Below are 24367 nucleotides of genomic sequence, written 5' to 3'. Positions count from 1 at the left end.
TCAGTCCTTGGTGACCCGGTTGATTTCTTCCAGGCTGGTGATGCCTTGCATGGCCTTGATCAGGCCCGAAGTACGCAGGTCGTTGAAGCCGTCCTTGCGCATCTGAATCTCGATTTCCAGGGAGTTGCCTTCGGCCATGATCAGCCGTTGCAGTTCTGGTGTGTTTTTCACCACTTCATAGATCCCGATTCGTCCTTTGTAGCCGTTGTTGCAGAGATCGCAACCGACCGGCTCATAGATCGTGAACGAGCCGATGCGTTCCTCGGGGAAGCCTTCCTTGATCAGCGTTTCCCGGGGTATTTCGATGGCTGTCTTGCAATGGCTGCACAGTTTGCGCGCCAGGCGCTGGGCGATGATCAGGCTGACCGAGGTGGCGATGTTGAAACCCGGAATGCCCATGTTGTGCAGGCGAGTCAGGGTTTCCGCGGCGCTATTGGTGTGCAGGGTCGACAGTACCAAGTGGCCGGTCTGAGCAGCCTTGATCGCTATTTCTGCGGTTTCCAGGTCGCGAATCTCGCCGACCATGATCACGTCCGGGTCCTGACGCAGGAACGAGCGCAACGCCTGGGCGAAATCCAGTCCCTGCTTGGGATTGACGTTCACCTGGTTGATGCCTTCCATGTTGATCTCCACCGGGTCTTCGGCGGTGGATATGTTGATGTCCACGGTGTTGAGGATATTCAGCCCGGTGTAGAGCGACACGGTTTTGCCCGAGCCGGTGGGGCCGGTGACCAGAATCATCCCTTGTGGCTGCTTGAGGGCGGCCATGAACAGGGCTTTCTGGTCAGGTTCGTAGCCGAGGGCGTCGATGCCCATTTGGGCGCTGGACGGGTCGAGAATCCGGATCACCACTTTTTCGCCCCACAGGGTCGGCAGGGTGTTTACCCGGAAGTCGATGGACTTGGTCTTGGACAGGCGCATCTTGATCCGCCCGTCCTGAGGGCGCCGCCGTTCGGAAATGTCGAGGCTGGCCATGACTTTCAGCCTGGCGGCGATCCGGCCGGCCAGTTGAATCGGTGGCTTGGCGACTTCGCGCAGAATGCCGTCGGTGCGCATCCGTACGCGGTAGGTTTTTTCGTAGGGCTCGAAGTGCAAGTCGGAAGAGCCGCTCTTGATCGCATCGAGCAACATCTTGTGGACGAAACGCACCACCGGCGCATCATCCGCATCTTGCCCGGCGATGGAGTCCTGATGCCTGTCGTCGAACGATTCGACTTCCACTCCATCAAGATCAACGTCGGCCATCTCTTCGAGGCCGGTGGCGTGGGTGTCGAAGAATTTCTCGATGGCGTCGCTGAGCTTGTCGTCCTCGACCAGAATTGCTTCGGTGCTCAGCCCGGTGCTGAACTGGATGTCGTTGATCGCCTGGTGATTGGTCGGGTCGGAAATCCCCACGAACAGTTTATTGCCACGTCGCCAGAGGGGCAGGGCGTGATGCTGGCGGACCAGTTTTTCGCTGACCAGGCCTTTGGGCTGGGTTTCCTTGTCGAGGCAGTTGAGGTCCAGCAGGGCCATGCCGAAATGTTCCGAGGCGATCTCCGCCACTTGCCGGCTTCTCACCAGTTTGTTCTGGACCAGATAACTGACCAGGGAAATGCGATTGCGTTGGGCTTGCTGATACGCCTGTTGCGCGCTTTTGTCAGTGAGCAGTTCGGCCAGCACCAATTGCTTGGCCAGGCCGCTAAGGGCGATGTCGTTCATGGGGATACCGGACGCAGACAGTTCATGACTTATAGCCTAGTCAAGGGATGCAGCGAAACCAGCGGCGTTCAGGTGACAAAAAGTGTCAGATAGTGCGGTTACCGGGGGTAGGAGAGGGCGGAGCGCGGTATCGGCGCCCACTGCTCAGGGCCTGAAGGCGTTGGCATGGGCTATGCTGCGTCCTTTGCAGATCATGAGATTCCGACTCATGCATGGAGCTTGTCTATGAACACTCAAAAAGGTTTTACCCTGATCGAGCTGTTGATCGTGGTGGCGATCATCGGGATTCTGGCGACGTTTGCGTTGCCGGCTTATACCAAGTACCAGGCGCGGGCCAAGGTGACCGCCGGCCTGGCGGAAGTCAGCGCCCTGAAAGTGCCGTTCGAGGACACCATCAACCAAGGTACCGATCCAACGCTGACGCTGGTCGCGGGTAGCGCGACGTTTTCAACCACCAACTGCGGCACGGTGACCGCTTCGGGTACGGCGTCCACAGGGGCGGGAACCATCGTGTGTACGCTGGCCAACGCACCGGCTCCGGTGCTGGGCAAGACGATTACCCTGACGCGTTCTTCCGGCACCGGTTCGACAACCGGTACCTGGAGCTGCGCTTCGACGGTCAACGCCGACTACGCGCCTAAAGGCTGCCCAGGTAGCGGTACTTGATCAATTAGGTCGCGCCTGCAAATGCCCCGTTTTACGGGGCATTTTCTTTTCTCGGCGATAAATAAAAGCTTCAATAATTTCAGCGTCTTAGGAACTTTCCAAAAAACCGCAACTTGCATGCGATTTAATCGGTGGTCATGCAAATTGCATGATTCCGAAGATTTTCTTAATTTTTAAGTTATTGATTTATAACGATTTATTGTGTTTTCAAAAGTTGGCACAGCGTTCGCAATATACCCAGTAACCCTGCTGAGAAGACATGCAGCAGACTTTCTAGAAAAACAGGAGTTACTCGTATGAAGAAGTTCGCTATCGCTGCTGCTACTGCAACCGCGCTGACCCTGACCATGGCCAACGCTGCATTCGCTCAGACCACCACCACTCAAGCCCCGATGACTCTGGCGGCCGGTGAAATGACCAAGGCTGAAGGCGCTACGTCCGATACCTGGATCACTACCAAAGTCAAAAGCGACCTGGTCACCGAAAAAGGCATTCCAGGCACCGACATCAAAGTTGAAACCAACAAAGGCGTTGTATCGCTGTCGTCGACTGTAGCCGTTACCGCAGCTCAGAAGACCACCGCTGTTGCCATCACCAAGAAAATCAAAGGCGTCAAAGCGGTTTCCGCTGACGGCCTGAAAGCCGAGTAAGGCAAGACTTCTCGCCTGGACTGGGAGAGGGCGCGGTAGGCGGGCCGAGCAATACGTCTGCCGCATCTGAGAGTTCATGCGAACGGCCACAAGGATGTGGTCATTACAGGCCTGCGACATTCGTGTCGCAGGCCTGTTCTATTGTGAGCGTCGCAAAAGCAAAAGATCGCAGCCTTCGGACGATCTTTTGATCTTCAGTTACCGCGTTTGCTGCTGATCGCTCTCAATCGATTACCCTCAAACCGCAGGTACTGATACATCCCGCCATTCGGTCCGTAGGTCCATTCCTCGACCTGAAACTCTTCCCGTCGGTTGGCGCTTTTTTTGTAGCCCAGCAGATCGCGGCTGACCGGTTCGCCACACTTTTGCAGCACCTCGCCGGACCTGTCCCCCACACTGACCAATTGACTGCCACAGCGCAGGGTATCGGCTGCGCTGGCCTGACTGGCAGCCATCGCCAGGGCCAGGCCGATCAGCAATGGTCTGATCATCACTCGGCGTCCAGGTGCAGTGGTGTAATCACCCGACCGTCACTTTGCGCTTCACCCAGGTTGGCGTCGATGAAGTACACGCGGTCGTCGGCCATTTGCGCCTTGTCCACCAGGAAGTCCTTGATGCTGCTGGCCCGTTCCTGGCCCAGTTGACGCAGCAGCACGTCGCTGGAACTCCAGAACTTGATCACGTCGGCGCGCATTTTGGCGGTGCGTTCTTCCTTGCCAAGGTCCTTCCATTCAGCCGGCGGTTGGGTCTTGAGGCGTGTGCGGTAAATCCCTTCCAGCAGCGGACCTTTCTCGCCATCCGGCACTTGCAGCAAGGACGCCTGGGCCGGGACTTTGTCGCCGCGACGCTGGAGCATTTTGTAGTAGTTGTACTGGTATTCGCGTTCCAGTCGTTGCTCGGCAATCAACGGACCATCGCTGCTCTGCGCAGCGGTGCCTTCGATTTCCAGGCGCAGGGCCGGACGTTCCTTGAGTGCGCCAGAGAGTTTGACCAGCGACGCTTCAGCGTCCTTGCTCAGGTCACTGGAGCCCGGTGCAAACGACACGGTACCGAGGTCTTCCGAACCGCCACCACTGATCAACCCGCCAATCAGTTTGAACGGCGCGGCGGCCGCCTTCACGATCAGGTTGCGCAGGGTCTGCCAGACAATTGGCATCACACTGAACTGCGGGTTGTTCAGGTCGCCGGTCACCGGTAACTCGATGGAAATCTTGCCGTCGACGTCCTTGAGCAAAGCGATCGCCAGTTTCAGCGGCAGGCTCGTGGCGTCCGGGCTGTCGACTTTCTCGCCCAGTTGCAGTTGTTCGACCACGACCTTGTTTTCGGCCTTCAGTTGGCCCTTGGTGATCAGGTAATGCAGGTCGAGATTGAGCCGGCCCTTGCGGATGCGGTAGCCGGCGAACTTGCCGGAGTAAGGCGTCAGGGTGGTCAGCTCAACACGTTTGAAACTGGTGGCAATGTCGAGGCTGGCCATCGGGTCGAACGGGTTGACCGCGCCCTTGATGGTCACCGGCGCATAGCGATCAACCTTGCCCTTGACGTCGACACTCGCGGGTTTCGCCTGACGGCTGTCGATGGTGCCGATCGCTCCGTTGAGCTCTTGAACGGCAGTGGCGAAGTTCGGGGTCAGGCTGAAGTCGGCGAAGTTCGCCGAGCCGTCATTGATGGCAATACCGCCTACATGAATGCCCATCGGTTTGTCTTTGCTGGCCGCCGGTTTGGCCGCAGCACTTTTTGCACCGGAATCGGCGGGTTGCGGAATCAGCAAGTCATCGATGTTGGTGGTGCGGTCATCGTTGATCATGAAACGCACATAGGGCTGGAACAGGTTGACCTTGTCGATCGACAGGCTGTTGCCGTGCTGATAGTTCAGGCCTTCGAGCACCAGTTGCTGCCACTTGAGGAAGTCGCGGGTTTTCAGGGTGTCGAGGGTGTGCAGTTGATCGACCTGGGCACGGCCGGTCACGCTGAACGCCAGCGGATCGGTGCTTTTCAGGTCCACTGCCAAGTCACTGCCGAGCATGCCGCTGCGTAGTTCCAGGCGAATGAACGGGGTGATGTAGGACTGGGCGACTCGCAGGTCGATGTCTTTGGTTTGCACTTTCAACTTGGCACTGACCGGCGCCAGATTGACCAGGCCGTCGGCCGTGATCTTGCCTTGCTTGCCCACGCCGGTGTCGAGCTTGAGGTTGAAAGGCGAGCCATTGAGGCTATCGAAGTTCTGCAAATCCAGGTTCAGCGGGCCGACTTCCAGCGCCACTGCCGGTTGTGCTTTGCGGTCCGCCAGATGCACTTGGTAGTCGCGCAGTTGCACGTCTTTGAGCAGCACCTGCCACGGTTTGCTCGGTGGCGCCGGTTCAGGTTTTGGCGAATCGGCTGCTGCTGGAGTGCTTGTCGGTTCGGCTTTAGCTTTTACCGCTGCCTTGGATGGCTGGCTGGCGAACAGTTTCTGCCAGTCCAGTTGGCCATCGGCTTCCAGGGCCGCCCAGGTTTCGAGTTTGTTGCTGCGGATTTTCCCGACGACGACTTGCTGCTTGGCCAGGTCGACGGTGGTGTCACTGACGTCCAGGCGTTCGAGTTTCACCAGCGGCCGACCGTCCGGCGTGTTGATAGCAAAAGGCGCGACGCTGACCGCGACGTTGCTCAGCAGCAGTTCGGTTTCTTTGGCCAGATTGAGTTTGTAGTCGGTGCTCAGGTTCAGCACGCCGTTTTCCAGGGCCAGCGGCAGCGTGTCCCGTACGTACGGCCACCAGACTTTCATCTGGCCGTCGGTGACTTTCAACTTACCTTCGGAGGCGATCGGGATCAGGCTGAAATTGCCGCTCCAGTCGATTTTCCCGCCTTCCGGGCCGGCCGCGACCAGGGTCATGTCGGCATTATCATCGGGCAGGGTGCTGAGGTTATTCAGCTCGAAATCGAGTTTGTCGTAAAGGAATTCGATGGGCTCGCTTGGGCGCGCATCCTGGAAGTGTACATAGCCGCCGGCCAGTTTGATTCGCTCTACCCGCAGCGGAAACGGCTTGGCGTTCGGATCGGCCGGGGTCGGTTCGCTGGCGGGTAGTTTGAACAGACCGAGCAGATTGAGTTTGCCGTCCTTGCCGAAAAGGATTTCGGTCTTGGGTTTGTCCAGTTCGATATCGGACAAGTGCAGAGCCTTGGTCCAAAGACTGTCGATCTGCAGGTTGGCGTACAGACGTTCAAAGCCGACCTGTTCCTTGCCCGGTTCACCGATGACCAGGCCCCACAGAGTGACTTCAAGGCTGAAAGGGTTGAGTTCGATCCGCTGAATATGCGCGGGCATCGTGGCGTAGTTGGCCAGTTGCTGGTTGGCGATCCGCAAGGCGATGCCCGGCAAAATCAGAAACCCCAGCAGGCTGTAGAGGGCCAGGGCAGTCAGCAAGGCGCCGATAGCGCGAATCAATCCTTTGGGCATGTGCGGCTTCATTTGTCTGATCGGAGTGCCTTGGAGTATGGCACGCGTTTTCGGTTCAGAAGTACTTGCCGCTATTCAGGATTGTTCAGATTCTTTTGCAGGAACAAATAACATGTGGGAGCGAGCCTGCTCGCGAAGGCGTTGTATCAGTCGCTATATCTGCTGTTGATACACCGCTTTCGCGAGCAGGCTCGCTCCCACATCGGATGGTTGTCAGCCGCGCGGGAGGGCTCAGAGTTGCAGGATCAGGGTTTTCAGCGGTGGCTGCTGATCCATCGACGGGAAGTCGCCGCCCGGTGTCATCACCGACCACTCTCGCACCGGCCGCCCGGCTTTCTCCGCACACCGCAGGACCTGGTCGCGCCAGTCGTCCATGCTGACTTTTGCCAGGTTGTTGCAGCAGATCAGCACGCCGTTGTCGGCGGTGGTCAGCAGGGCGGGTTTGAGCAGGCTCTGATAGTCGCGCAGCAGGTCGACGGTGCCGAATGCACTTTTGGCCCAGGCCGGTGGATCGAGCAGCACCAGATCGTACTGACGTTGTTCCAGGCGTTGATAGCTAGGCAGTTTCTGCCCGCGACGCTGACTGATCGGCAGGCCGGCCAATTGACGGATCGCCGGGAAGTAATCGGACTGGATGAATTCCATGGTCGGCAACTGCGGGTTGAGTAGACCGTTTTCGCGGCCGACGGCCAGGTTGCCCTCGGCAAAGTCCAGGTTGCAGACCTCGCTCGCGCCACCCGCCGCCGCACTCAGGCCGACGCCGCAGGTGTAGGCAAACAGGTTCAGTACGCTTTTGTTTTTGCTGTGCTCCTTGACCCAGCCGCGGGTGTTGCGCAGATCGAGGAACAGCAGTGGGTCCTGCCCGGCGTGACGGCCGCGAACCCGATAGTTGAGGCCCCATTCGTGGCCGACCAGGTCTTGCAGGGCGGCTTCGTCGGCGCGGTAGACGGTGTCTTCGCGGTCGATGCGCGAATTGCCCCGGGAGCGATCGTTGTAAACCAGCAGGGTGTCGAGGCCCAGTTGTTGATTGATCGTTTCGTGCAGTTGCAGCAAGTCATCGCGTTCCAGCGACTGGTGAAAACTTTGCACCAGCAATTGTGGGCCGTAACGGTCGATGGTCAGGCCGCCGGCGCCTTCCTGGCTGCCATGGAACAAGCGATAGCAATCGGTGCCCTGCTGATGCAGTTCGGCAAGCAGGTCCTGGCGATGGTCGAGGGCGGCGCGCAGCGCCTGAATCAAGGAAGACATGCTGGGCGCCTTGCAGGAGGGAATTTGGCGCGGGAGTTTAACAGCTTGGTGTGGACGAGGTGCATCCTGTGGCGAGGGGGCTTGCCCCCGTTCCAGTGCGCAGCACTGGCAAAATTTTAGTAACACTCTATATTTTGGGGCCGCTTCGCAGCCCAACGGGGGCAAGCCCCCTCGCCACAAGGTTAGCGGTTAGTTCAACAACCCCATCCGCCGCTTGGCCCGCTGCACTGAGCCATTGCGCATGGCCCAGCGCAGCATCGGCGCACTGCGTTTGACGCTGGCGCGGATCAGTTTGCGTTGCAGCGGGCTCTGGCTGACGCCGAGCATGTCACTGGCCCAGTCCGGCAGCAGGTCGATCCCGGCCTGCATCATCAAACCGCCAAACGGTTTGGCCAGGCGGCTGGGGGAGGGCGCGTTCAACAGCAATCGCAGGACTTCACGACTGCGCTCATCGCACAGTAATTGTGGGCGGATTCGCTCAAGGTACTCGGCCATTTCCTTACGGTTGCGCGGCACGTCACGAGCCCCGAGTCGTTCAGCAACCAGCGCGATTTCGCCGTAGTAACGGTCCTGATCCGCCAGGGACAGGTTCGGGTTGCGGTAACGCAAATGCGCAGCAAGGAAGTTGCTGACTTCGGCCACGTGCACCCACGTCAGCAAATCCGGATCGCTGGCGGCGTAAGGCCGACCATCCGGTGCGGTGCCGACCACTTGCAGGTGAATGGTCCGGACTTTCTCGATCAGCCAGTCGGCGTCCTTGCGCGAACCGAACGTGGTCCCGGCGATGAACTGACTGGTGCGGCGCAATCGGCCGATCATGTCTTCGCGGAAATTCGAGTGGTCCCAGACCCCGGCCAGGGCCAACGGATGCAGGGCTTGCAGCATCAGCGCACTGATGCCACCGATCAGCATGCTGCTGAAATCGCCATGAACTTGCCAGCTCACCGAATCGGGGCCGAACAGCCCGGGATCGCCCTTTGGGTTCTCCAGATCGAGCTTGCCCAGGGACAGCCCCGTCAGACTCATGAGTTGGGTTTCGATGCGGCTGCGGATGAATTCCATGGCGACTCAGTGCTGAAGGGCGGGCGCGATCGGTTGAGCGCGCCCGCAATGTTATTGATTCAGTCGCTTATCGATCAGGCCCTGCACCACACTGGGATCGGCGAGTGTCGAGGTATCGCCCAAACTGTCCAGCTCATTACAGGCAATCTTGCGCAGAATCCGCCGCATGATCTTGCCCGAACGGGTTTTCGGCAAGGCTGGCGCCCATTGAATCAGGTCTGGCTTGGCGAAGCTGCCGATTTCCTTGCTGACGTGAGCCAGCAGGTCTTTCTTCAGTTCGTCGTTGGGCTCGACGCCGTTCATGGGCGTGACAAAGGCGTAGATGCCCTGGCCCTTGAGGTCGTGGGGGTAACCGACCACCGCCGCCTCGGCGATGCTGTCGTGCAGCACCAGCGCGCTTTCCACTTCGGCGGTACCGATGCGATGCCCGGACACGTTGATCACGTCGTCGATACGCCCGGTGATCCAGTAGTCGCCGTCCTCGTCGCGTCGCGCGCCGTCGCCGGTGAAGTAGTAGCCGGGGTAGGGTTTGAAGTAGGTTTCGACCATGCGTTTCGGGTCGCCGTAGACGCTGCGAATCTGTGCCGGCCAGCTGGATTTGATCGCCAGCACGCCGCTGCCGGCGCCTTTGATTTCCTTGCCGTGCTCGTCGAGCAATACCGGTTGTACGCCAAACATCGGTTGGGTGGCGCAGCCCGGTTTGATTCGTTGGGCGCTGACCAGCGGGCTGAGCATGATGCCGCCGGTTTCGGTCTGCCACCAGGTGTCGACAATCGGGCAGCGTTGCTCACCGACCACGTTGAAGTACCAATCCCACGCTTCCGGGTTGATCGGCTCTCCGACACTGCCGAGTAATCTGAGGCTCTGGCGCGACGTTTCCTTCAACGGTTCGGGGCCTTCACGCATCAGCGAGCGCAGGGCGGTCGGCGCGGTGTAGAAGATATTCACGTGGTGTTTATCGATGACCTGCCAGAAGCGCGAGCTGCTCGGGTAGCTCGGCACGCCTTCGAAGATCAGCGTGGTCGCGCCGTTGGCCAACGGCCCGTAGACGATGTAACTGTGGCCGGTGACCCAGCCGATATCGGCGGTGCACCAGAAGACTTCGCCGTCGCGGTAGTCGAGCACGTACTTGAAGGTCATCGCCGCTTGCAGCAGGTAGCCGCCGGTGGTGTGCAACACGCCTTTGGGTTTGCCGGTGCTGCCGGAGGTGTAGAGGATGAACAGCGGGTCTTCAGCATCCATCGGTTCGGGCGGGCAATCGTCACTGACGTCGCGCAGGGCCTGGTGATACCAGAGGTCACGGCCTTCGACCCACTTCACGTCACTCTGGGTACGCTCGACCACGATCACGGTGCTGACGTCCGGGCAACTTTGCAGAGCCTTGTCGACGTTCGCTTTGAGCGGCACGAATTTACCGCCACGCACGCCTTCATCGGCGGTGATCACGGTGCGGCAGTCGGCGTCGAGAATGCGGTCGCGCACGGAGTCTGGAGAAAAACCGCCGAACACCACCGAATGCACGGCACCAATGCGCGCGCAGGCGAGCATCGCGTAGGCAGCTTCGGGGATCATCGGCATGTAGATGCACACCCGATCACCTTTCTTCACACCACGACTTTTCAGTACGTTGGCCAGGCGGCAGACGTTGTGATGGAGTTTTTTGTAGGTGATCTGGGCGGATTCGACCGGGTCGTCACCTTCCCAAATGATTGCGGTCTGATCGCCCCGTTTTTCCAGGTGACGGTCAATGCAGTTGTAACTGACGTTCAACTGGCCCCCGGCGAACCAGCTCGCTTCACCGGTTTTCAGGTCATAGCGCTGGACGGTTTGCCACGGTTTGCTCCAGTCGAGAAAGCGCGTGGCCTGTTTGGCCCAGAAGGTGCTGGGGTGTTCGATGGATTGTCGGTACAGGCGCTGGTAGTCGTCCTGACTCAATTGGGCAGCCCGGCGCACGGCATCGGCTTTGGGGAACGTGCTGATATCGAACATGACGGTTCCTTATTCTTGTTTTGCGACAAGATAAAGATGCGCCGAGAGACGAAAGGGTTCAAGCCAGACACAAAACCAATGTGGGAGCGGGCTTGCTCGCGAAGTCGGTGTGTCAGTCAACGTTTAAGCTGAATGACCCGCCGCATTCGCGAGCAAGCCCGCTCCCACAGGGTTAGCCGCGGTGACGACCGCGGAAGTAGTTGATCAGGCCTTGGGTCGAAGCATCGTCAGCCGGGGTTTCTTCGCTGCCGACCAGGCGGTTGTAGACGCCTTTGCCCAGCTCTTTGCCCAGCTCCACGCCCCACTGGTCGAAGGCGTTGATGCCCCAGACCACGCTTTGCACGAAAACTTTGTGTTCGTACAGCGCCACCAGTGCGCCGAGACGACGCGGGCTGATGCGCTCGACCACCATGGTGTTGCTCGGGCGGTTGCCCGGGATCACCTTGTGCGGTGCAAGCTTCTGTACTTCGTCTTCGGCCATGCCCTTGTCACGCAACTCGGCTTCGGCCTCGGCGCGGGTCTTGCCGAGCATCAGTGCCTGGCTTTGGGACAGGCAGTTGGCGTACAGCCACTGGTGGTGATCGGACACCGGGTTGAAGCTGACAATCGGCACGATGAAGTCAGCCGGAATCAGTTGGGTGCCTTGGTGCAGCAACTGGTGATAAGCGTGCTGACCGTTGCAGCCGACGCCGCCCCAGATGACCGGGCCCGTATCGGTAGACACCGGGGTGCCGTCCTGACGCACGCTCTTGCCGTTGGATTCCATGTCCAACTGTTGCAAGTGCTTGGTGATGTTACGCAGGTAGTGGTCGTACGGCAGGATCGCGTGGCTTTGCGCGCCCCAGAAGTTGCCGTACCAGACACCGAGCAACGCCAGCAGTACCGGCATGTTCTGTTCGAACGGTGCGCTCTGGAAATGCTGGTCCATGGTGTAGGCACCGGACAGCAGTTCCTTGAAGTTCGACATGCCGATGGCCAGGGCAATCGGCAACCCGATGGCCGACCACAGCGAGTAACGCCCGCCGACCCAGTCCCACATCGGGAAGATGTTTTCTTCGCGGATACCGAAGGCCACGGCGGCGGCATTGTTGCTCGACACCGCAATGAAGTGACGATACAGCTCGGCTTCCGAACCACCCTGCGCCAGGTACCAGGCACGTGCGGCCTGAGCGTTCTTCAGGGTTTCGAGGGTGTTGAAGGATTTCGACGAGACGATGAACAGCGTGGTCTCGGCGCGCAGCTTCATGGTCAGTTCGTGGAACTCACTGCCGTCGATGTTTGCCAGGTAGTGGCAACGCACGCCTTTCTGGGCGTAGGACAGCAGCGCTTCGGACACCAGTTCAGGGCCGAGGAACGAGCCACCGATGCCGATGTTCACCACGTCAGTGATCGGCTTCTCGGTGTAACCGCGCCACAGTCCATCGTGGATGCGGCCCACGAGGTCGGTGATCTGGTTCAGCACTTTGTGCACTTCAGGCATCACGTTGACGCCGTTGACCGACAACTTGTCGCCCACTGGGCGGCGCAAAGCGGTGTGCAGCGCTGGTCGACCTTCGGAGGAGTTGACGATTTCGCCGTCGAACAGCGCTTTGATAGCGCCCTTGAGATCGACTTCGTTGGCCAGGCCCACCAGCAGGTTACGGGTCTCGGCGGTGATCAGGTTCTTCGAATAATCGAGAAACAGGCCGCAGCTGCTGAGGGTGAATTGAGTAAAGCGCTGCGGGTCGGCATTGAAGGCCTCGCGCATGCTGAAATCCTGCATGGCTTGGCGGTGGTCTTTCAACGCTTGCCAGGCGGGCAGAGCGGTAACGTCGTGAGGAGTGCGGTAATACGCCATCGCTGCGGTTTTCCTTTTACTTGAACTGCCTTTAAGACATTGAAGATCCCGGAATGTCCCGACCACAGGGTGGGTTACGTCCGGTCAATCTGCTTGGAGACGATTAAATAGCGCAGGGCGGTAACAGTAAACCTCGCGTGTGGATCTGTCTTCGCTTTGTATGACTCGTTTTCTGTACTTTTTTAACATCAAGGTTAGAAACAGTCCGACAAACGGACGAGGATGAGGAGGTTCAGGCGACCTGAACCGGAATGGCATTGCTGGTGTGGCTCAGTTCATTGCCCGGCGCCATGTAAAGCATGCGCGGTTTGAAGTTGAGCAGTTCGGCCTCGCTGTAGTGAGCGTAAGCGCAAATGATGACCCGATCGCCAACCTTGGCCTTGTGCGCCGCGGCGCCGTTGACCGAGATCATGCCGGAACCTTCTTCACCACGAATCGCGTAGGTGGTGAAGCGTTCACCGTTGTCGATGTTGTAGATCTGGATCTGTTCGTATTCACGGATGCCGGACAGGTCCAGCCATTCGCCATCAATGGCGCAAGAGCCTTCGTAATCGAGTACTGCGTGAGTGACTTCGGCGCGGTGCAGCTTGGCTTTGAGCATGATGGCGTGCATGAGTGTTTTCCCAGGTCGGAATCGAACGGCGGGCAGTTTGCCCGAAGGCTTGAGGGGCATCAATACGATGTGGAAATCGCCGCAGATCAAATGTGGGAGCGGGCTTGCTCGCGAATGCGCTGGGTCAGCCAACATCAATGCTGAATGACCCAGCGCATTCGCGAGTAAGCCCGCTCCCACAGGGGTATTGCGGTGTTTAGGCTGGCGCGTCGAGGTTCAGGTGCAGGTTGTCGATCAACCGCGTAGTCCCGAGGAACGCCGCCACCAGAATCACCAGATCCCGATCTTGCGCAGTGGCCTGACGCAAGGTCAGCGCATGGCGGATTTCCAGGTAATCGGCCCGCAAGCCAGCCGCTTCGAGCTGTTTAATCTGCGAGTCGATCAGCGCCGGGTAATCGCGATCACCCTGTTTAATGGCGTCGGCCATCGACGACAGCGTGCGATACACCACTGGCGCAATCGCTCGCTGTTCTTCATTGAGAAAGCCATTGCGCGACGACAGGGCCAGGCCATCGGCAGCCCTTACGGTCGGCTCGCCGATGATCTGGATCGGCATGTTCAAGTCGTGCACCAGCGCGCGAATCACCGCCAGTTGCTGGAAGTCTTTCTGGCCGAAGATCGCCAGGTCCGGCTGAACCATGTTGAACAGTTTGCTGACCACCGTCGCCACGCCCTCGAAGTGCCCAGGACGGCTGGCGCCGCACAAGCCTTCGGACAGTTGCGGAACGCTGACACGGGTCTGGCCGGCCATGCCGTCGGGGTACATTTCTTCGACGGTCGGGGCGAACAGCAGGTGGCAGCCGGCCTGGAGCAGTTTTTCCTGATCGGCCGTCAACGTGCGTGGGTACTTGTCGAGGTCTTCGCCAGCGCCGAATTGCAGCGGGTTGACAAAAATGCTCGCGACCACGAAGTCCGCCCGTTGGGAGGCTTTGGTAATCAGTGCGACGTGACCGCTGTGCAGGTTGCCCATGGTCGGTACGAAGGCGATGCGCTTGCCTTCACCGCGGGCACGGGCCACGGCGGCCCGCAGTTCGCGGACGGTTTTTACGGTGTTCATGCAGAGAATCCATGTTCGATGCCAGGGAAAGTCGTCGCTTTGACTTCAGTGACGTAAGCGCTCAGCGCCGCTTGAATGCTGACTTGACCGGCCATGAAGTTCTTTACGAACTTCGGCACGCGGCCAGTGATGGACAGGCCCAGCATGTCGTGCAGTACCAGTACCTGGCCATCGGTGGCGCTACCGGCGCCGATACCGATCACCGGAATACCCACGGCTTGGGTGATTTCCTGGGCCAGTTCGCTCGGTACACATTCAAGCAACAGCATGGCGGCGCCGGCCTGCTCCAGTGCGATGGCGTCAGCACGCATCTGCCGTGCCTGGTTCTCGCTGCGGCCCTGGACTTTGTAACCGCCCAGGATGTTCACCGCCTGCGGGGTCAGACCCATGTGGGCGCACACCGGCACGCCGCGCTCGGCGAGCAGGCGGATGGAGTCCGCCAGCCACAAGGCACCTTCGACCTTGATCATGTGGGCGCCGGCCTGCATCAGCGTGGCACTGTTGATCATGGTTTGTTCAAGGGTGGCGTTGGCCATGAACGGCAGGTCGGCGAGGATCAGGGCGTCGGAGTTACCGCGTTTGACGGCAGCCACGTGGTAGGCCATTTCCGCAGTGGTCACCGGCAGGGTGCTGTCGTGACCTTGCAAAACCATGCCGAGGGAGTCGCCCACCAGCAGCACTTCAACACCGGCCTCGTTGCAGGCGTGGGCGAAGGTCGCGTCATAGCAGGTCAGCATGGTGATTTTTTCACCTTTCTGCTTGAGGCTCTGGAGCGTGGTCAGGGTGATGGCTGGCATGTAAAAAATCCTCGTTCAGGCGCTATGGAAACTACTGCGAGTAACGCGCGTGATTCTTCATTTACTCAGGCGCACGGTCTTTTGTCGTGCTTATAAGGCCTGGATTGCGCCCTTTAGCGCCGCGTTGGCGGCAGCGGGACGCCTATAGTCGTGAGGAGGACTCGGGAAGTCAATTGTGTGTGTTACCGCGTTGTTACGGTTGGGGTGTTACCGGGGTAACTGATGCGATTCAGCGGTGCGGCGGGGCTGATTCGACGAATTTTTGTCCGACAAAAACCTGGATATGGAGCACCGCTTTTGTGGCGAGGGGATTTATCCCCGTCGGGGTGCGCAGCGCCCCCTATATCTGTCATCACGGTACATCAGGCTGATCGCATTCAGCCTTTTTGGGGCTGCTGCGCAACCCAACGGGGATAAATCCCCTCGCCACAAAGGCTCAGGAGATTGCAGTTAATCAGTCGGCAGGCGTTCGAGGCCGACGAACAGGTAGGCGGCGAGCAGGTCGGGGTGGGGACACACCACGAACGAATTTTTGCCCGACAAAAACCTTGTTGGAAAAGGGCTTTTGTGGCGAGGGGATTTATCCCCGTTGGGGTGCGCAGCGCCCCCTATATCTGCCACCACGGTACATCAGGCTGACCGTATTCAGCCTTTTTGGGGCTGCTGCGCAACCCAACGGGGATAAATCCCCTCGCCACAAAGGCAGTTAATCAGTCGGGAGGGGTTCTAGGCCGACGAACAGGCAGGCGGCGAGCAGGTCGGGGAGGGGATACAGCACGAACGAATTTTTGCCCGACAAAAACCTTGTTGGAAAAGGGCTTTCGTGGCGAGGGGATTTATCCCCGTTGGGGTGCGCAGCGCCCCCTATATCTGCCACCACGGTACATCAGGCTGACCGCATTCAGCCTTTTTGGGGCTGCTGCGCAACCCAACGGGGATAAATCCCCTCGCCACAAAGACTCAGGAGATTGCAGTCAATCAGTCGGGAGGCGTTCGAGGCTGACGAACAGGCAGGCGGCGAGCAGGTCGGGGAGGGATACAGCACGAACGAATTTTTGCCCGACAAAAACCTTGTTTGAAAAGGGCTTTTGTGGCGAGGGGATTTATCCCCGTTGGGGTGCGCAGCGCCCCTATATCTGCCATCACGGTACATCAGGCTGATCGCATTCAGCCTTTTTGGGGCTGCTGCGCAACCCAACGGGGATAAATCCCCTCGCCACAAAGGCTCAGGAGATTGCAGTTAATCAGTCGGCAGGTGTTCGAGTCCGACGAACAGGCAGCCGCCGAGCAGGTCGGGGTGGGGATACAGCATGAACGAATTTTTGCCCGACAAAAACCTGGATATGGAGTACCGCTTTTGTGGCGAGGGGATTTATCCCCGTTGGGGTGCGCAGCGCCCCCTATATCTGCCATCACGGTACATCAGGCTGATCGGATTCAGCCTTTTTGGGGCTGCTGCGCAACCCAACGGGGATAAATCCCCTCGCCACAAAGGCTCAGGAGATTGCAGTTAATCAGTCGGCAGGCGTTCTGGGCCGACGATCAGGCAGGCGGCGAGCAGGTCGGGGAGGGGATACAGCACGAACGAATTTTTGTCCGACAAAAACCTTGTTGGAAAAGGGCTTTTGTGGCGAGGGGATTTATCCCCGTCGGGGTGCGCAGCGCCCCCTATATCTATATCTGCCATCACGGTACATCAGGCTGATCGGATTCAGCCTTTTTGGGGCTGCTGCGCAACCCACGGGGATAAATCCCCTCGCCACGAAGGCTCAGGAGATTGCAGTTAATCAGTCGGGAGGCGTTCTAGGCCGACGAACGGGCAGGCGGCGAGTAGGTCGGGGGAGGGGATACAGCACGAACGAATTTTTGTCCGACAAAAACCTTGTTGGAAAAGGGGCTTTTGTGGCGAGGGGATTTATCCCCGTTGGGGTGCGCAGCGCCCCCTATATCTGCCATCACGGTACATCAGGCTGATCGCATTCAGCCTTTTTGGGGCTGCTGCGCAACCCGACGGGGATAAATCCCCTCGCCACGAAGGCTCAGGAGATTGCAGTTAATCAGTCGGCAGGCGTTCTAGGCCGACGAACGGGCAGGCGGCGAGCAGGTCGGGGAGGGTACGACCGTCAGGTAGGCGCAGGTCTGGCGGCGCCAGTTCGGCCAGTGGATACAGGACGAAGGCTCGCTCTTGCAGGTGGTAGTGGGGGACTTTGAGGCGAGGTTCGTCGATCAGGCGATCGCCGAACAGCACGATGTCGAGATCCAGCGTGCGTGGCCCCCAACGTTCAAGACGTTCGCGACCCTGGCCATTCTCGATGGCTTGCAGCGCATCGAGCAGCTCCAGCGGCGCGAGCGTGCTGTGCAGCGCGGCAACCGCGTTGGTGTAGCGCGGTTGGCCGGGCAGCAATGAGTCGCTTTGATAAAACGCGGAAACCCCGACCAGTTCGGTCTGCGGCAACTGCGCCAGCGCTTCGACGGCGCTGCGCAATTGTTCGGCGGGGTCAGCTAGATTGCTGCCCATGCCGATGTAGATGCGTTCCATGGATTACTCGCTCGTGGTGCTCGGAGCGCCGGCCGCGCGTTTGCGCTTGGCGCCGCCGCTGCGACGACGCTTGCGTGGCGCACCGGTGCCGTCATCCTTGCCGCTCAGGTCACGGATCATGTCGCGACGTTCGCTGTCGTTAGCGTCCTGATAATCCGTCCACCATTCGCCCAGGCCGTCGGTCTGCTCGCCAGCGCTTTCACGCAGCAGCAGGAAGTCGTAACCGGCGCGGAATCGCGGGTTGTCCAGCAACAGGTCGGCGCGCTTGCCGCTACGGCGTGGCAGACGCTCCTGCATGTCCCAGATCTCGCGGATCGGCATGGTGAAGCGTTTTGGGATCGCAATGCGCTGGCACTGTTCGGCAATCAACTCGTGAGCCGCTTCCTGCATCGCCGGAATCGGCGGCATGCCGCGCTCTTGCAGACGCAGTACACGGCCCGGCAGGGCCGGCCACAGCAGTGCAGCAAACAGGAACGCCGGGGTGACCGGTTTGTTCTGCTTGATCCGCAGGTCGGTGTTGATCAGTGCTTCACTGATCAACGTGTGGGTGTACGTCGGGTTGTATTCCAAGGCTTCGGCGCTGGCCGGGAACAGTGGATCGAACAACTGCAAGTCGACCAGCATCTCAAAGGTGTCCGCGGCGTGGCCGGAGAGGAACAGCTTGAGCACTTCTTCGAACAGACGGGCCGACGGAATCTCGCGCAGCATCGGTGCCAGATCGCGGATCGGCGCGGCGCTGTGTTTTTCGATACCGAAATTCAGCTTGGCGGCAAAACGCACGGCCCGCAGCATCCGTACCGGGTCTTCCTGGTAGCGTTGCTGTGGGTCGCCGATCAGGCGGATCAGGTGATTGCGGATGTCGTGTACGCCGTTGGCGTAGTCGAGAATGCGTTCGCTGACCGGATCGTAATACAGCGCGTTGATGGTGAAGTCGCGGCGTTGCGCGTCTTCTTCCAGAGTGCCGTAGACGTTGTCGCGCAGAATGCGCCCGCTCTCGTTGCGGGAGGACTGGTTGCTGTCTTCCTCCTCATCGTTTTGCGGGTGATTGGCGCGGAACGTCGCGACTTCAATGATTTCGCGACCAAAGTGGATGTGCACCAGTTTGAAGCGACGACCGATGATCCGCGCATTGCGGAATTCGGCACGTACCTGTTCAGGAGTGGCGCTGGTGGCGACGTCGAAATCTTTTGGCGTGATGCCGAGCAACATGTCACGCACACAGCCGCCGACCAGGTAAGCCTGATAACCGGCGTTCTGCAGGCGTTCGACGATGTTCACCGCGTAACGGCTGAATTGTGCCTTCTGCAGCGAATGTTGGCCGCTGTTGAGCACTTCAGGCGTACTACGGATGTGTTGCGTATGACGCTTGGGAGAACGGAATGACTGGAACAACTTCTTCAGCATGGGATGCACTGTTTGAAGGAATGTTCGGCCATAACGAAGAATGACCGCATGATGGGCCGGGATTCTAGCATTTAGTCGGGGGATGGTGTAGGAAGCTGCGCCAGCCTGATGAGGATTGCTCCGAGGCCTTGAAGCGAAGGCTCTGGCGTGGGCTTTTCAGGAATCGCAGAAACTACAAGGGGAGCCGAAGCTCCCCAAGAAGTAGTTGCATGCTCTATTTTTATTATTGGTTTCGGGCTTTTTGTTTTTGTTAAGTGCCCTCGTCATGAAGATTTTCCTTCATGACCCTCCCAATCGGGAGCCAAGAGCAAACGGATTGCTTTGGTCGCTGTGTTGCAGTGATCTTGCGATCCAACCAGTTCAGGCTCTGTCTTAGGACAGTTTTTGTTGTTCTCGGCCTGGTCGTGGGGCACGCCCCAAATACAACGCCTCTCCAAAAGAATCAGTTAGCTGCGCCTCTCGCCGTCTTGTTTTTATTGTGCGTGAGTCGATTCGTCTTATTTTTATTGTCTTGTGCATTGCTTGTTATTGTTCTTGTACTAAACATATAGCAGGGTGCGTGCCAACTTTTGCGAAGCCTAGCAAAACAAGGGGTTAGGCTGCTTGGTGAGGTTTTTCAGGGCCAAAAAAAACCGGGGCTTCGTTACCGTAAGCCCCGGCTTCTGTTACGTGAAAAAGCTGCGGTAACAGTTTTTTCACAATGTCACGTGTTACCCGCACACCTGACAGGTGACGTTCAGCTCTCGCTGGCCACCCCGGTCTTGCGCCGTGGAATGCCCAGGCGTTGACGGCGTTCCCACAGGCACTTGCGGCTGACCCCGAGCTTGCGGGCCAGTTCGGTTTCGGTCATGTGGTCCTGATGCTCGAGGACGAAGTGCTGGAAGTAGTCTTCCAGTGACAGGTCTTCGGTCGGCTCGTGGCTGGCGTTAGCGGCGCTGCCCTGTTGCGGGGCCAGGCCGATGAAATCGTCGTCGTCCAGATCGCTCAGTTCGATGTCGATGCCCAGCAACTCGGCGGAGATTTCCGGGCTCTCGCACAGAATCACCGCACGTTCGACAGCATTTTCCAGCTCGCGGACGTTACCCGGCCAGGTGTAATGACGAATCGCCTGCTCGGCATCCGGGGCAAACTTCAGATCGGTGCGGTTGACCCGCGCGCTCTGCCGCGCCAGGAACGCATTGGCGATTTCGTTGACGTCGGCACCGCGCTCGCGCAGGGCCGGCAGTTTCAATGCAATCACGTGGAGACGGTAATAAAGGTCTTCACGGAACTGGCCGATTTTCGCCAGGCTCTTGAGGTCCCGGTGAGTCGCGGCAATCAGGCGTACATCGACTTTCTGCGATTGCACCGAACCGACCCGGCGAATTTCGCCTTCCTGTAGCACGCGCAACAAGCGAGCCTGGGCTTCGAGTGGCAGTTCGCCGATTTCATCGAGGAACAAGGTACCGCCGTCCGCCGCTTCGACCAGCCCGGCACGCCCGGCGCTGGCGCCAGTGAACGCACCTTTTTCGTGGCCGAACAGCTCGGACTCGATCAGGCTTTCCGGAATGGCGGCGCAGTTCACCGAAATCATCGGTGCCTTGGCGCGTTTGGAGAGGTTGTGCAGGGCGCGAGCCACCAGTTCTTTACCGGTGCCGGACTCGCCCTGGATCAGGACGTTGGAATCGGTGGGCGCGACTTTGCGGATCTTGCTGTACAGGTCCTGCATCGGTGGGCAGGAGCCGATGATGCCGATCTCGCCGTTGCTGTTATCGACGCCCGGTTTCGCGGCACCGTTGGCGGCTTTGCCGACCACCGGTTCACCCGCGGCTGGCGCCGACTGGCGATCACGCAGGATGCGCGCAACAGCCTGGAGCATTTCGTCGTGATCGAAAGGCTTGGCGATGTAGTCCACCGCGCCCATCTTCATGGAATCGACGGCCGAACGCAGGCTGGCGTAACTGGTCATGATCAGCACCGGAGTGCCCTGACCGAGCTTGATCAGTTCAGTGCCCGGTGCGCCAGGCAGGCGCAGGTCACTGACGATCAGGTCAAACGTGGGAATGCTGAAACGCTCTTGTGCTTCCTGCACGGATCCGGCTTCGCTGACCTGGTACTGATTACGTTCCAGCAGGCGGCGCAAGGCGGAGCGGATAATTGTTTCGTCTTCGACGATCAAAATGTGCGGCATTGATTCGATACTCTCGACGGTCTCAGTTCACAGCGGACGTCGCTTCGACATGACGCGGCAAAGTCACCCGAATACGGGTGCCGCGTTGGCTTTGAACATCAGCCGGGCTGTCGATGGTGATTTGTCCATAATGCTCTTCAACGATGGAATAGACCAGTGCAAGGCCCAGACCGGTGCCTTCGCCAGGATCCTTGGTGGTGAAGAAAGGTTCGAACAATCTATCCATGATGTTCTTCGGAATACCGCTGCCTTCGTCTTCCACGATCAGATCGACCGTGTGTTCGCCGGCTTCGCTTTTGACCCGTACCGCGCTGTGTGGCGGCGAGGCGTCGCGGGCGTTTGAGAGCAGGTTGATCAACACCTGGGCGAGCCGCTGGGGATCGCCTTCGACCCAGTGATCGGGGTCGCACAGGTTGTAGAACTGGACTTCGAAATTGCGCCGGTTCAGGGCCAGCAGGCCGATGGCATCCTGCGCGACTTCCGCCAGACAGACGGGCTCGTCGCTGTGCTGATGGCTACCCGCGTGGGCGAAACTCATCAACGACTGGACGATGCGCGACACGCGTTTGGTCTGCTCCAGAATCTGTCCGCTGATTTCCGTCAGTTCGGCGTCTTCTTCGCGCTCTTCGCGCAGGTTCTGCGCCAGGCAGGCGATACCGGTGATCGGGTTGCCGATTTCATGGGCCACCCCGGCCGCCAGTCGGCCAATGCTCGCCAGCCGCTCAGAATGGACCAGTTTGTCTTCAAGCATCTGGGTTTCGGTCAAATCTTCCACCAGCAGCACCAGGCCACTGTTGCCCGGTGCCAGCGGTTCGTCGATCGCCGCTTTGTGCAGGTTCAGCCAGCGGGTCTGGCCATCGAGTGCCAGGTGCTGTTTGTGCAAGTGTTCGTCTGGCAGGTTGATGAAGCCTTGCAGCAATTCTTTCCACGGATCGCCAATGGTGCTCAGGCGCGAACCGACCACGCGCTGCGCGGCAATCCCGGTCAACTCCTCCATGGCTTTGTTCCACATCAGGATCTCTTGATCCTTGGCCAGGGAACAGACGCCCATCGGCAGTTCCTGCAAGGTCTGACGGTGGTAGCGGCGCAGGGCATCGAGTTCAGCCGCCAGGCCGGTGAGGCGCGAGTGGTAATCCTCGAGACGGCTTTCAATGAAGTGGATGTCTTCGGTGACGTAGTTTTCGCCGCCGGCCTTATAAGGCAGGAAGGTTTCGACCATGTCCTGGGCGACGCTCGGCCCCATCAGGCCGGAAAGGTTGGCTTCGATCCGGTCACGCAAACGACGCAAGGCGTACGGTCGGCGTTCGTCGAATGGCAAATAGAGATCGCGCAGGGCCTGTTCGACTTCTTTTTGCGCAGCCTTGGCGCCCAGGGGTTTGGCCAGTTGCGTGGCGAACTCTTGTGGCGAAGCCGCGTGCAGTTCCCGGCGTTGCGGGCGACGGACGTTGTCCACGGCGCAGGCTTCGGCGGCGCTGGCCTCTTCCGGGCTGGCGTTGGTGAACAGCGAGATCAGCGTAAACATCAGCACGTTGGCGGCCAGCGAGGCAATCGCCGCCATGTGCCAACTGGTGTCGTCGAGCACGTAGATCATGTTCAGCAGTGGAATGTAGAAACCCTGCAGATTGCCTACCAGTGGCATCAGCATGGTCACCATCCACACCAGGATCCCCGCCAGCAAACCGGCGATGAAGCCGCGGCGGTTGGCGGTCGGCCAGTACAGGACCGACAGTACGCCCGGCAGGAATTGCAAAGTGGCGACGAAGGCGACGATGCCGAGGTTGGCCAGGTCTTGCTCGGCGCCCAGCAGCAGGTAGAAGCCGTAGCCGGCCATGATGATCGCGACAATCAGCGCCCGGCGGGTCCACTTCAGCCAACGGTAGATGTTGCCTTCGGCCGGCGGCTGATACAGCGGCAGCACCAAATGGTTGAGCGCCATCCCGGACAACGCCAGGGTGGTAACAATGATCAGCCCGCTGGACGCCGATAAACCGCCGACATAAGCCAATAGCGCCAAGGCCTTGTTATTGGCGGCGATGCCGACTCCGAGGGTGAAATATTCCGGGCTCGTTGTAGCGCCCAGTTTCAGTCCGGCCCAGAGAATCAGCGGCACGGCCAGGCTCATCAGCAGCAGGAACAGCGGCAAGCCCCAGCTCGCACTGACCAGTGAGCGCGGGTTGAGGTTTTCGGTAAACGTCATGTGATACATGTGCGGCATCACAATCGCCGAAGCGAAGAACACCAAAAGCAGCGTACGCCACGGGCCTTCCTGCAAAGGCGTGTGCAGGGCGGCGAGGGCGGTCTGGTTTTGCAACAGCCAGACTTCCAGCTGTTGCGGGCCGTCGAACACGCCGTACAACGCATAAAGGCCAACGCCGCCGATGGCGATCAGCTTGATCACCGACTCGAAGGCAATCGCGAATACCAGGCCTTCGTGTTTCTCCCGGGTCGCAATGTGGCGCGAGCCGAAGAAGATCGTGAACAGGGTAATCAGTGCGCAGAAACTCAGGGCCACGCGGTGTTGCACCGGTTCGCGAGTGAGAATGCCGATGGAGTCGGCTACCGCTTGAATCTGCAACGCCAGCAACGGCAGGACGCCGATCAGCATGAAGATCGTCGTCAGCGCGCCGGCCCAGGTGCTGCGGAAGCGGAAGGCGAACAAGTCCGCCAGTGACGACAGTTGATAGGTGCGAGTGATCTTCAGGATCGGATACAGCAACACCGGCGCCAGCAAAAATGCGCCGGACACCCCGAGGTAGCTCGATAGAAAGCCGTAGCCGTACTGATAGGCCAGGCCCACGGTGCCGTAGAACGCCCACGCACTGGCGTAAACCCCCAGCGACAGGGTGTAAGTCAGCGGGTGGCGAATGATCGCCCGGGGGATCATGCCCCGTTCGCTGATCCAGGCGACGCCGAACAGCACCGCCAGGTACGCGGCGCTGATCAGGATCATCTGGGTCAGGCTAAAGCTCATCGGCATCTTTTTGGCTCTGCAGGATGAAGGTCACGACGATCAGAATCAGCCAGAGCAGATAAGGGCGATACCAGGCGCCAGTGGCGTCGATCCACCAATCCATGATGGCCGGGGAGAACAGATAAATCCCCACTACCAAAAGCAGGACCAAGCGATAGATGTACATCCCGGCCTCTCTTTTTTAGGCGCGTGCCCGAAAACGTGCGGCGATGGTAACGGATGGCGGCGCT

At 59.3% G+C, this 24367-nt stretch carries 17 protein-coding genes; 2 read left to right on the top strand and 15 right to left on the bottom strand.

Annotated features, from left to right (window positions below; translation table 11 throughout):
• Entirely contained in the window at window positions 1-1701 is a 1701-nt protein-coding gene (pilB, locus tag JFT87_RS00200; RefSeq protein WP_201198040.1) for a type IV-A pilus assembly ATPase PilB, read from the bottom strand.
• Window positions 1702-1926: 225 nt separating this feature from the next.
• Here pilB and JFT87_RS00195 point away from each other — a divergent pair, with 225 nt between their 5' ends.
• Window positions 1927-2367: a pilin gene (locus JFT87_RS00195; protein WP_201198039.1), complete on the top strand. Its 441-nt coding sequence runs from the start codon at window positions 1927-1929 to the stop codon at window positions 2365-2367.
• Between the two features lie 296 nt (window positions 2368-2663).
• Window positions 2664-3017: a BON domain-containing protein gene (locus JFT87_RS00190; protein WP_201198038.1), complete on the top strand. Its 354-nt coding sequence runs from the start codon at window positions 2664-2666 to the stop codon at window positions 3015-3017.
• A 194-nt stretch (window positions 3018-3211) separates the two neighbouring features.
• Here JFT87_RS00190 and JFT87_RS00185 read toward each other — a convergent pair whose 3' ends face one another.
• The 14 genes from JFT87_RS00185 to JFT87_RS00120 all read right to left on the bottom strand — a co-directional run bounded on the left by JFT87_RS00185 (window position 3212) and on the right by JFT87_RS00120 (window position 24303).
• Window positions 3212-3508 (bottom strand): DUF2845 domain-containing protein, encoded by a 297-nt coding sequence (locus tag JFT87_RS00185; RefSeq protein WP_201198037.1) that lies wholly within the window; start codon window positions 3506-3508, stop codon window positions 3212-3214.
• Window positions 3508-6450 (bottom strand): DUF748 domain-containing protein, encoded by a 2943-nt coding sequence (locus JFT87_RS00180; protein WP_201198036.1) that lies wholly within the window; start codon window positions 6448-6450, stop codon window positions 3508-3510. The genes JFT87_RS00185 and JFT87_RS00180 overlap by 1 nt, the downstream gene beginning before the upstream one ends.
• Window positions 6451-6681: 231 nt before the next feature.
• Window positions 6682-7698 carry a class I SAM-dependent rRNA methyltransferase gene (locus tag JFT87_RS00175; protein ID WP_201198035.1) on the bottom strand — a complete coding sequence of 339 codons (1017 nt, stop codon included), beginning with the start codon at window positions 7696-7698 and terminating at the stop codon, window positions 6682-6684.
• Between the two features lie 189 nt (window positions 7699-7887).
• Window positions 7888-8760, bottom strand: coding sequence for an oxygenase MpaB family protein (locus tag JFT87_RS00170; RefSeq protein ID WP_201198034.1), 873 nt, complete (start codon window positions 8758-8760; stop codon window positions 7888-7890).
• Between the two features lie 51 nt (window positions 8761-8811).
• The gene (acs, locus tag JFT87_RS00165) at window positions 8812-10749 is read right to left on the bottom strand and encodes an acetate--CoA ligase (protein WP_201198033.1); all 1938 of its coding nucleotides are present in this window, start codon (window positions 10747-10749) and stop codon (window positions 8812-8814) included.
• Between the two features lie 172 nt (window positions 10750-10921).
• Window positions 10922-12586: a glucose-6-phosphate isomerase gene (gene pgi / locus JFT87_RS00160; RefSeq protein WP_201198032.1), complete on the bottom strand. Its 1665-nt coding sequence runs from the start codon at window positions 12584-12586 to the stop codon at window positions 10922-10924.
• Window positions 12587-12818: 232 nt separating this feature from the next.
• On the bottom strand, window positions 12819-13199 hold the full coding sequence (gene panD / locus JFT87_RS00155) for an aspartate 1-decarboxylase (RefSeq protein ID WP_201194633.1): 381 nt from the start codon (window positions 13197-13199) through the stop codon (window positions 12819-12821).
• Window positions 13200-13395: 196 nt separating this feature from the next.
• Window positions 13396-14256, bottom strand: coding sequence for a pantoate--beta-alanine ligase (gene panC, locus JFT87_RS00150; protein WP_201198031.1), 861 nt, complete (start codon window positions 14254-14256; stop codon window positions 13396-13398).
• The gene (panB, locus tag JFT87_RS00145) at window positions 14253-15053 is read right to left on the bottom strand and encodes a 3-methyl-2-oxobutanoate hydroxymethyltransferase (protein WP_201198030.1); all 801 of its coding nucleotides are present in this window, start codon (window positions 15051-15053) and stop codon (window positions 14253-14255) included. The genes panC and panB overlap by 4 nt, the downstream gene beginning before the upstream one ends.
• A 2053-nt stretch (window positions 15054-17106) precedes the next feature.
• Window positions 17107-17592 (bottom strand): 2-amino-4-hydroxy-6-hydroxymethyldihydropteridine diphosphokinase, encoded by a 486-nt coding sequence (gene folK / locus JFT87_RS00140; protein ID WP_201198029.1) that lies wholly within the window; start codon window positions 17590-17592, stop codon window positions 17107-17109.
• 3 nt (window positions 17593-17595) lie between these two features.
• The gene (locus JFT87_RS00135) at window positions 17596-18996 is read right to left on the bottom strand and encodes a polynucleotide adenylyltransferase PcnB (protein WP_201198028.1); all 1401 of its coding nucleotides are present in this window, start codon (window positions 18994-18996) and stop codon (window positions 17596-17598) included.
• A 736-nt stretch (window positions 18997-19732) separates the two neighbouring features.
• Window positions 19733-21166 carry a sigma-54-dependent transcriptional regulator gene (locus tag JFT87_RS00130; RefSeq protein ID WP_201198027.1) on the bottom strand — a complete coding sequence of 478 codons (1434 nt, stop codon included), beginning with the start codon at window positions 21164-21166 and terminating at the stop codon, window positions 19733-19735.
• A gap of 22 nt (window positions 21167-21188) precedes the next feature.
• Window positions 21189-24143 carry a sensor histidine kinase gene (locus JFT87_RS00125; protein ID WP_201198026.1) on the bottom strand — a complete coding sequence of 985 codons (2955 nt, stop codon included), beginning with the start codon at window positions 24141-24143 and terminating at the stop codon, window positions 21189-21191.
• Window positions 24127-24303 (bottom strand): hypothetical protein, encoded by a 177-nt coding sequence (locus JFT87_RS00120; protein WP_003176118.1) that lies wholly within the window; start codon window positions 24301-24303, stop codon window positions 24127-24129. Before JFT87_RS00120 ends, JFT87_RS00125 begins: the two co-directional genes overlap by 17 nt.
• Window positions 24304-24367 lie beyond the last annotated feature (64 nt).

The sequence above is a fragment of the Pseudomonas sp. TH15 genome, from assembly GCF_016651105.1.
Lineage (GTDB): Bacteria > Pseudomonadota > Gammaproteobacteria > Pseudomonadales > Pseudomonadaceae > Aquipseudomonas.
The sequence above is the reverse complement of the archived record's forward strand: the minus strand, read 5'-3'. Positions and strand labels throughout refer to the sequence as shown.

Bases quoted from the DNA above. Each gene is read 5' to 3' on its own strand.
- pilB (WP_201198040.1), bottom strand. From the start codon at position 1,701: ATGAACGACATCGCCCTTAGCGGCCTGGCCAAGCAATTGGTGCTGGCC.
- JFT87_RS00195 (WP_201198039.1), top strand. From the start codon at position 1,927: ATGAACACTCAAAAAGGTTTTACCCTGATCGAGCTGTTGATCGTGGTG.
- JFT87_RS00190 (WP_201198038.1), top strand. From the start codon at position 2,664: ATGAAGAAGTTCGCTATCGCTGCTGCTACTGCAACCGCGCTGACCCTG.
- JFT87_RS00185 (WP_201198037.1), bottom strand. From the start codon at position 3,508: ATGATCAGACCATTGCTGATCGGCCTGGCCCTGGCGATGGCTGCCAGT.
- JFT87_RS00180 (WP_201198036.1), bottom strand. From the start codon at position 6,450: ATGCCCAAAGGATTGATTCGCGCTATCGGCGCCTTGCTGACTGCCCTG.
- JFT87_RS00175 (WP_201198035.1), bottom strand. From the start codon at position 7,698: ATGTCTTCCTTGATTCAGGCGCTGCGCGCCGCCCTCGACCATCGCCAG.
- JFT87_RS00170 (WP_201198034.1), bottom strand. From the start codon at position 8,760: ATGGAATTCATCCGCAGCCGCATCGAAACCCAACTCATGAGTCTGACG.
- acs (WP_201198033.1), bottom strand. From the start codon at position 10,749: ATGTTCGATATCAGCACGTTCCCCAAAGCCGATGCCGTGCGCCGGGCT.
- pgi (WP_201198032.1), bottom strand. From the start codon at position 12,586: ATGGCGTATTACCGCACTCCTCACGACGTTACCGCTCTGCCCGCCTGG.
- panD (WP_201194633.1), bottom strand. From the start codon at position 13,199: ATGCACGCCATCATGCTCAAAGCCAAGCTGCACCGCGCCGAAGTCACT.
- panC (WP_201198031.1), bottom strand. From the start codon at position 14,256: ATGAACACCGTAAAAACCGTCCGCGAACTGCGGGCCGCCGTGGCCCGT.
- panB (WP_201198030.1), bottom strand. From the start codon at position 15,053: ATGCCAGCCATCACCCTGACCACGCTCCAGAGCCTCAAGCAGAAAGGT.
- folK (WP_201198029.1), bottom strand. From the start codon at position 17,592: ATGGAACGCATCTACATCGGCATGGGCAGCAATCTAGCTGACCCCGCC.
- JFT87_RS00135 (WP_201198028.1), bottom strand. From the start codon at position 18,996: ATGCTGAAGAAGTTGTTCCAGTCATTCCGTTCTCCCAAGCGTCATACG.
- JFT87_RS00130 (WP_201198027.1), bottom strand. From the start codon at position 21,166: ATGCCGCACATTTTGATCGTCGAAGACGAAACAATTATCCGCTCCGCC.
- JFT87_RS00125 (WP_201198026.1), bottom strand. From the start codon at position 24,143: ATGCCGATGAGCTTTAGCCTGACCCAGATGATCCTGATCAGCGCCGCG.
- JFT87_RS00120 (WP_003176118.1), bottom strand. From the start codon at position 24,303: ATGTACATCTATCGCTTGGTCCTGCTTTTGGTAGTGGGGATTTATCTG.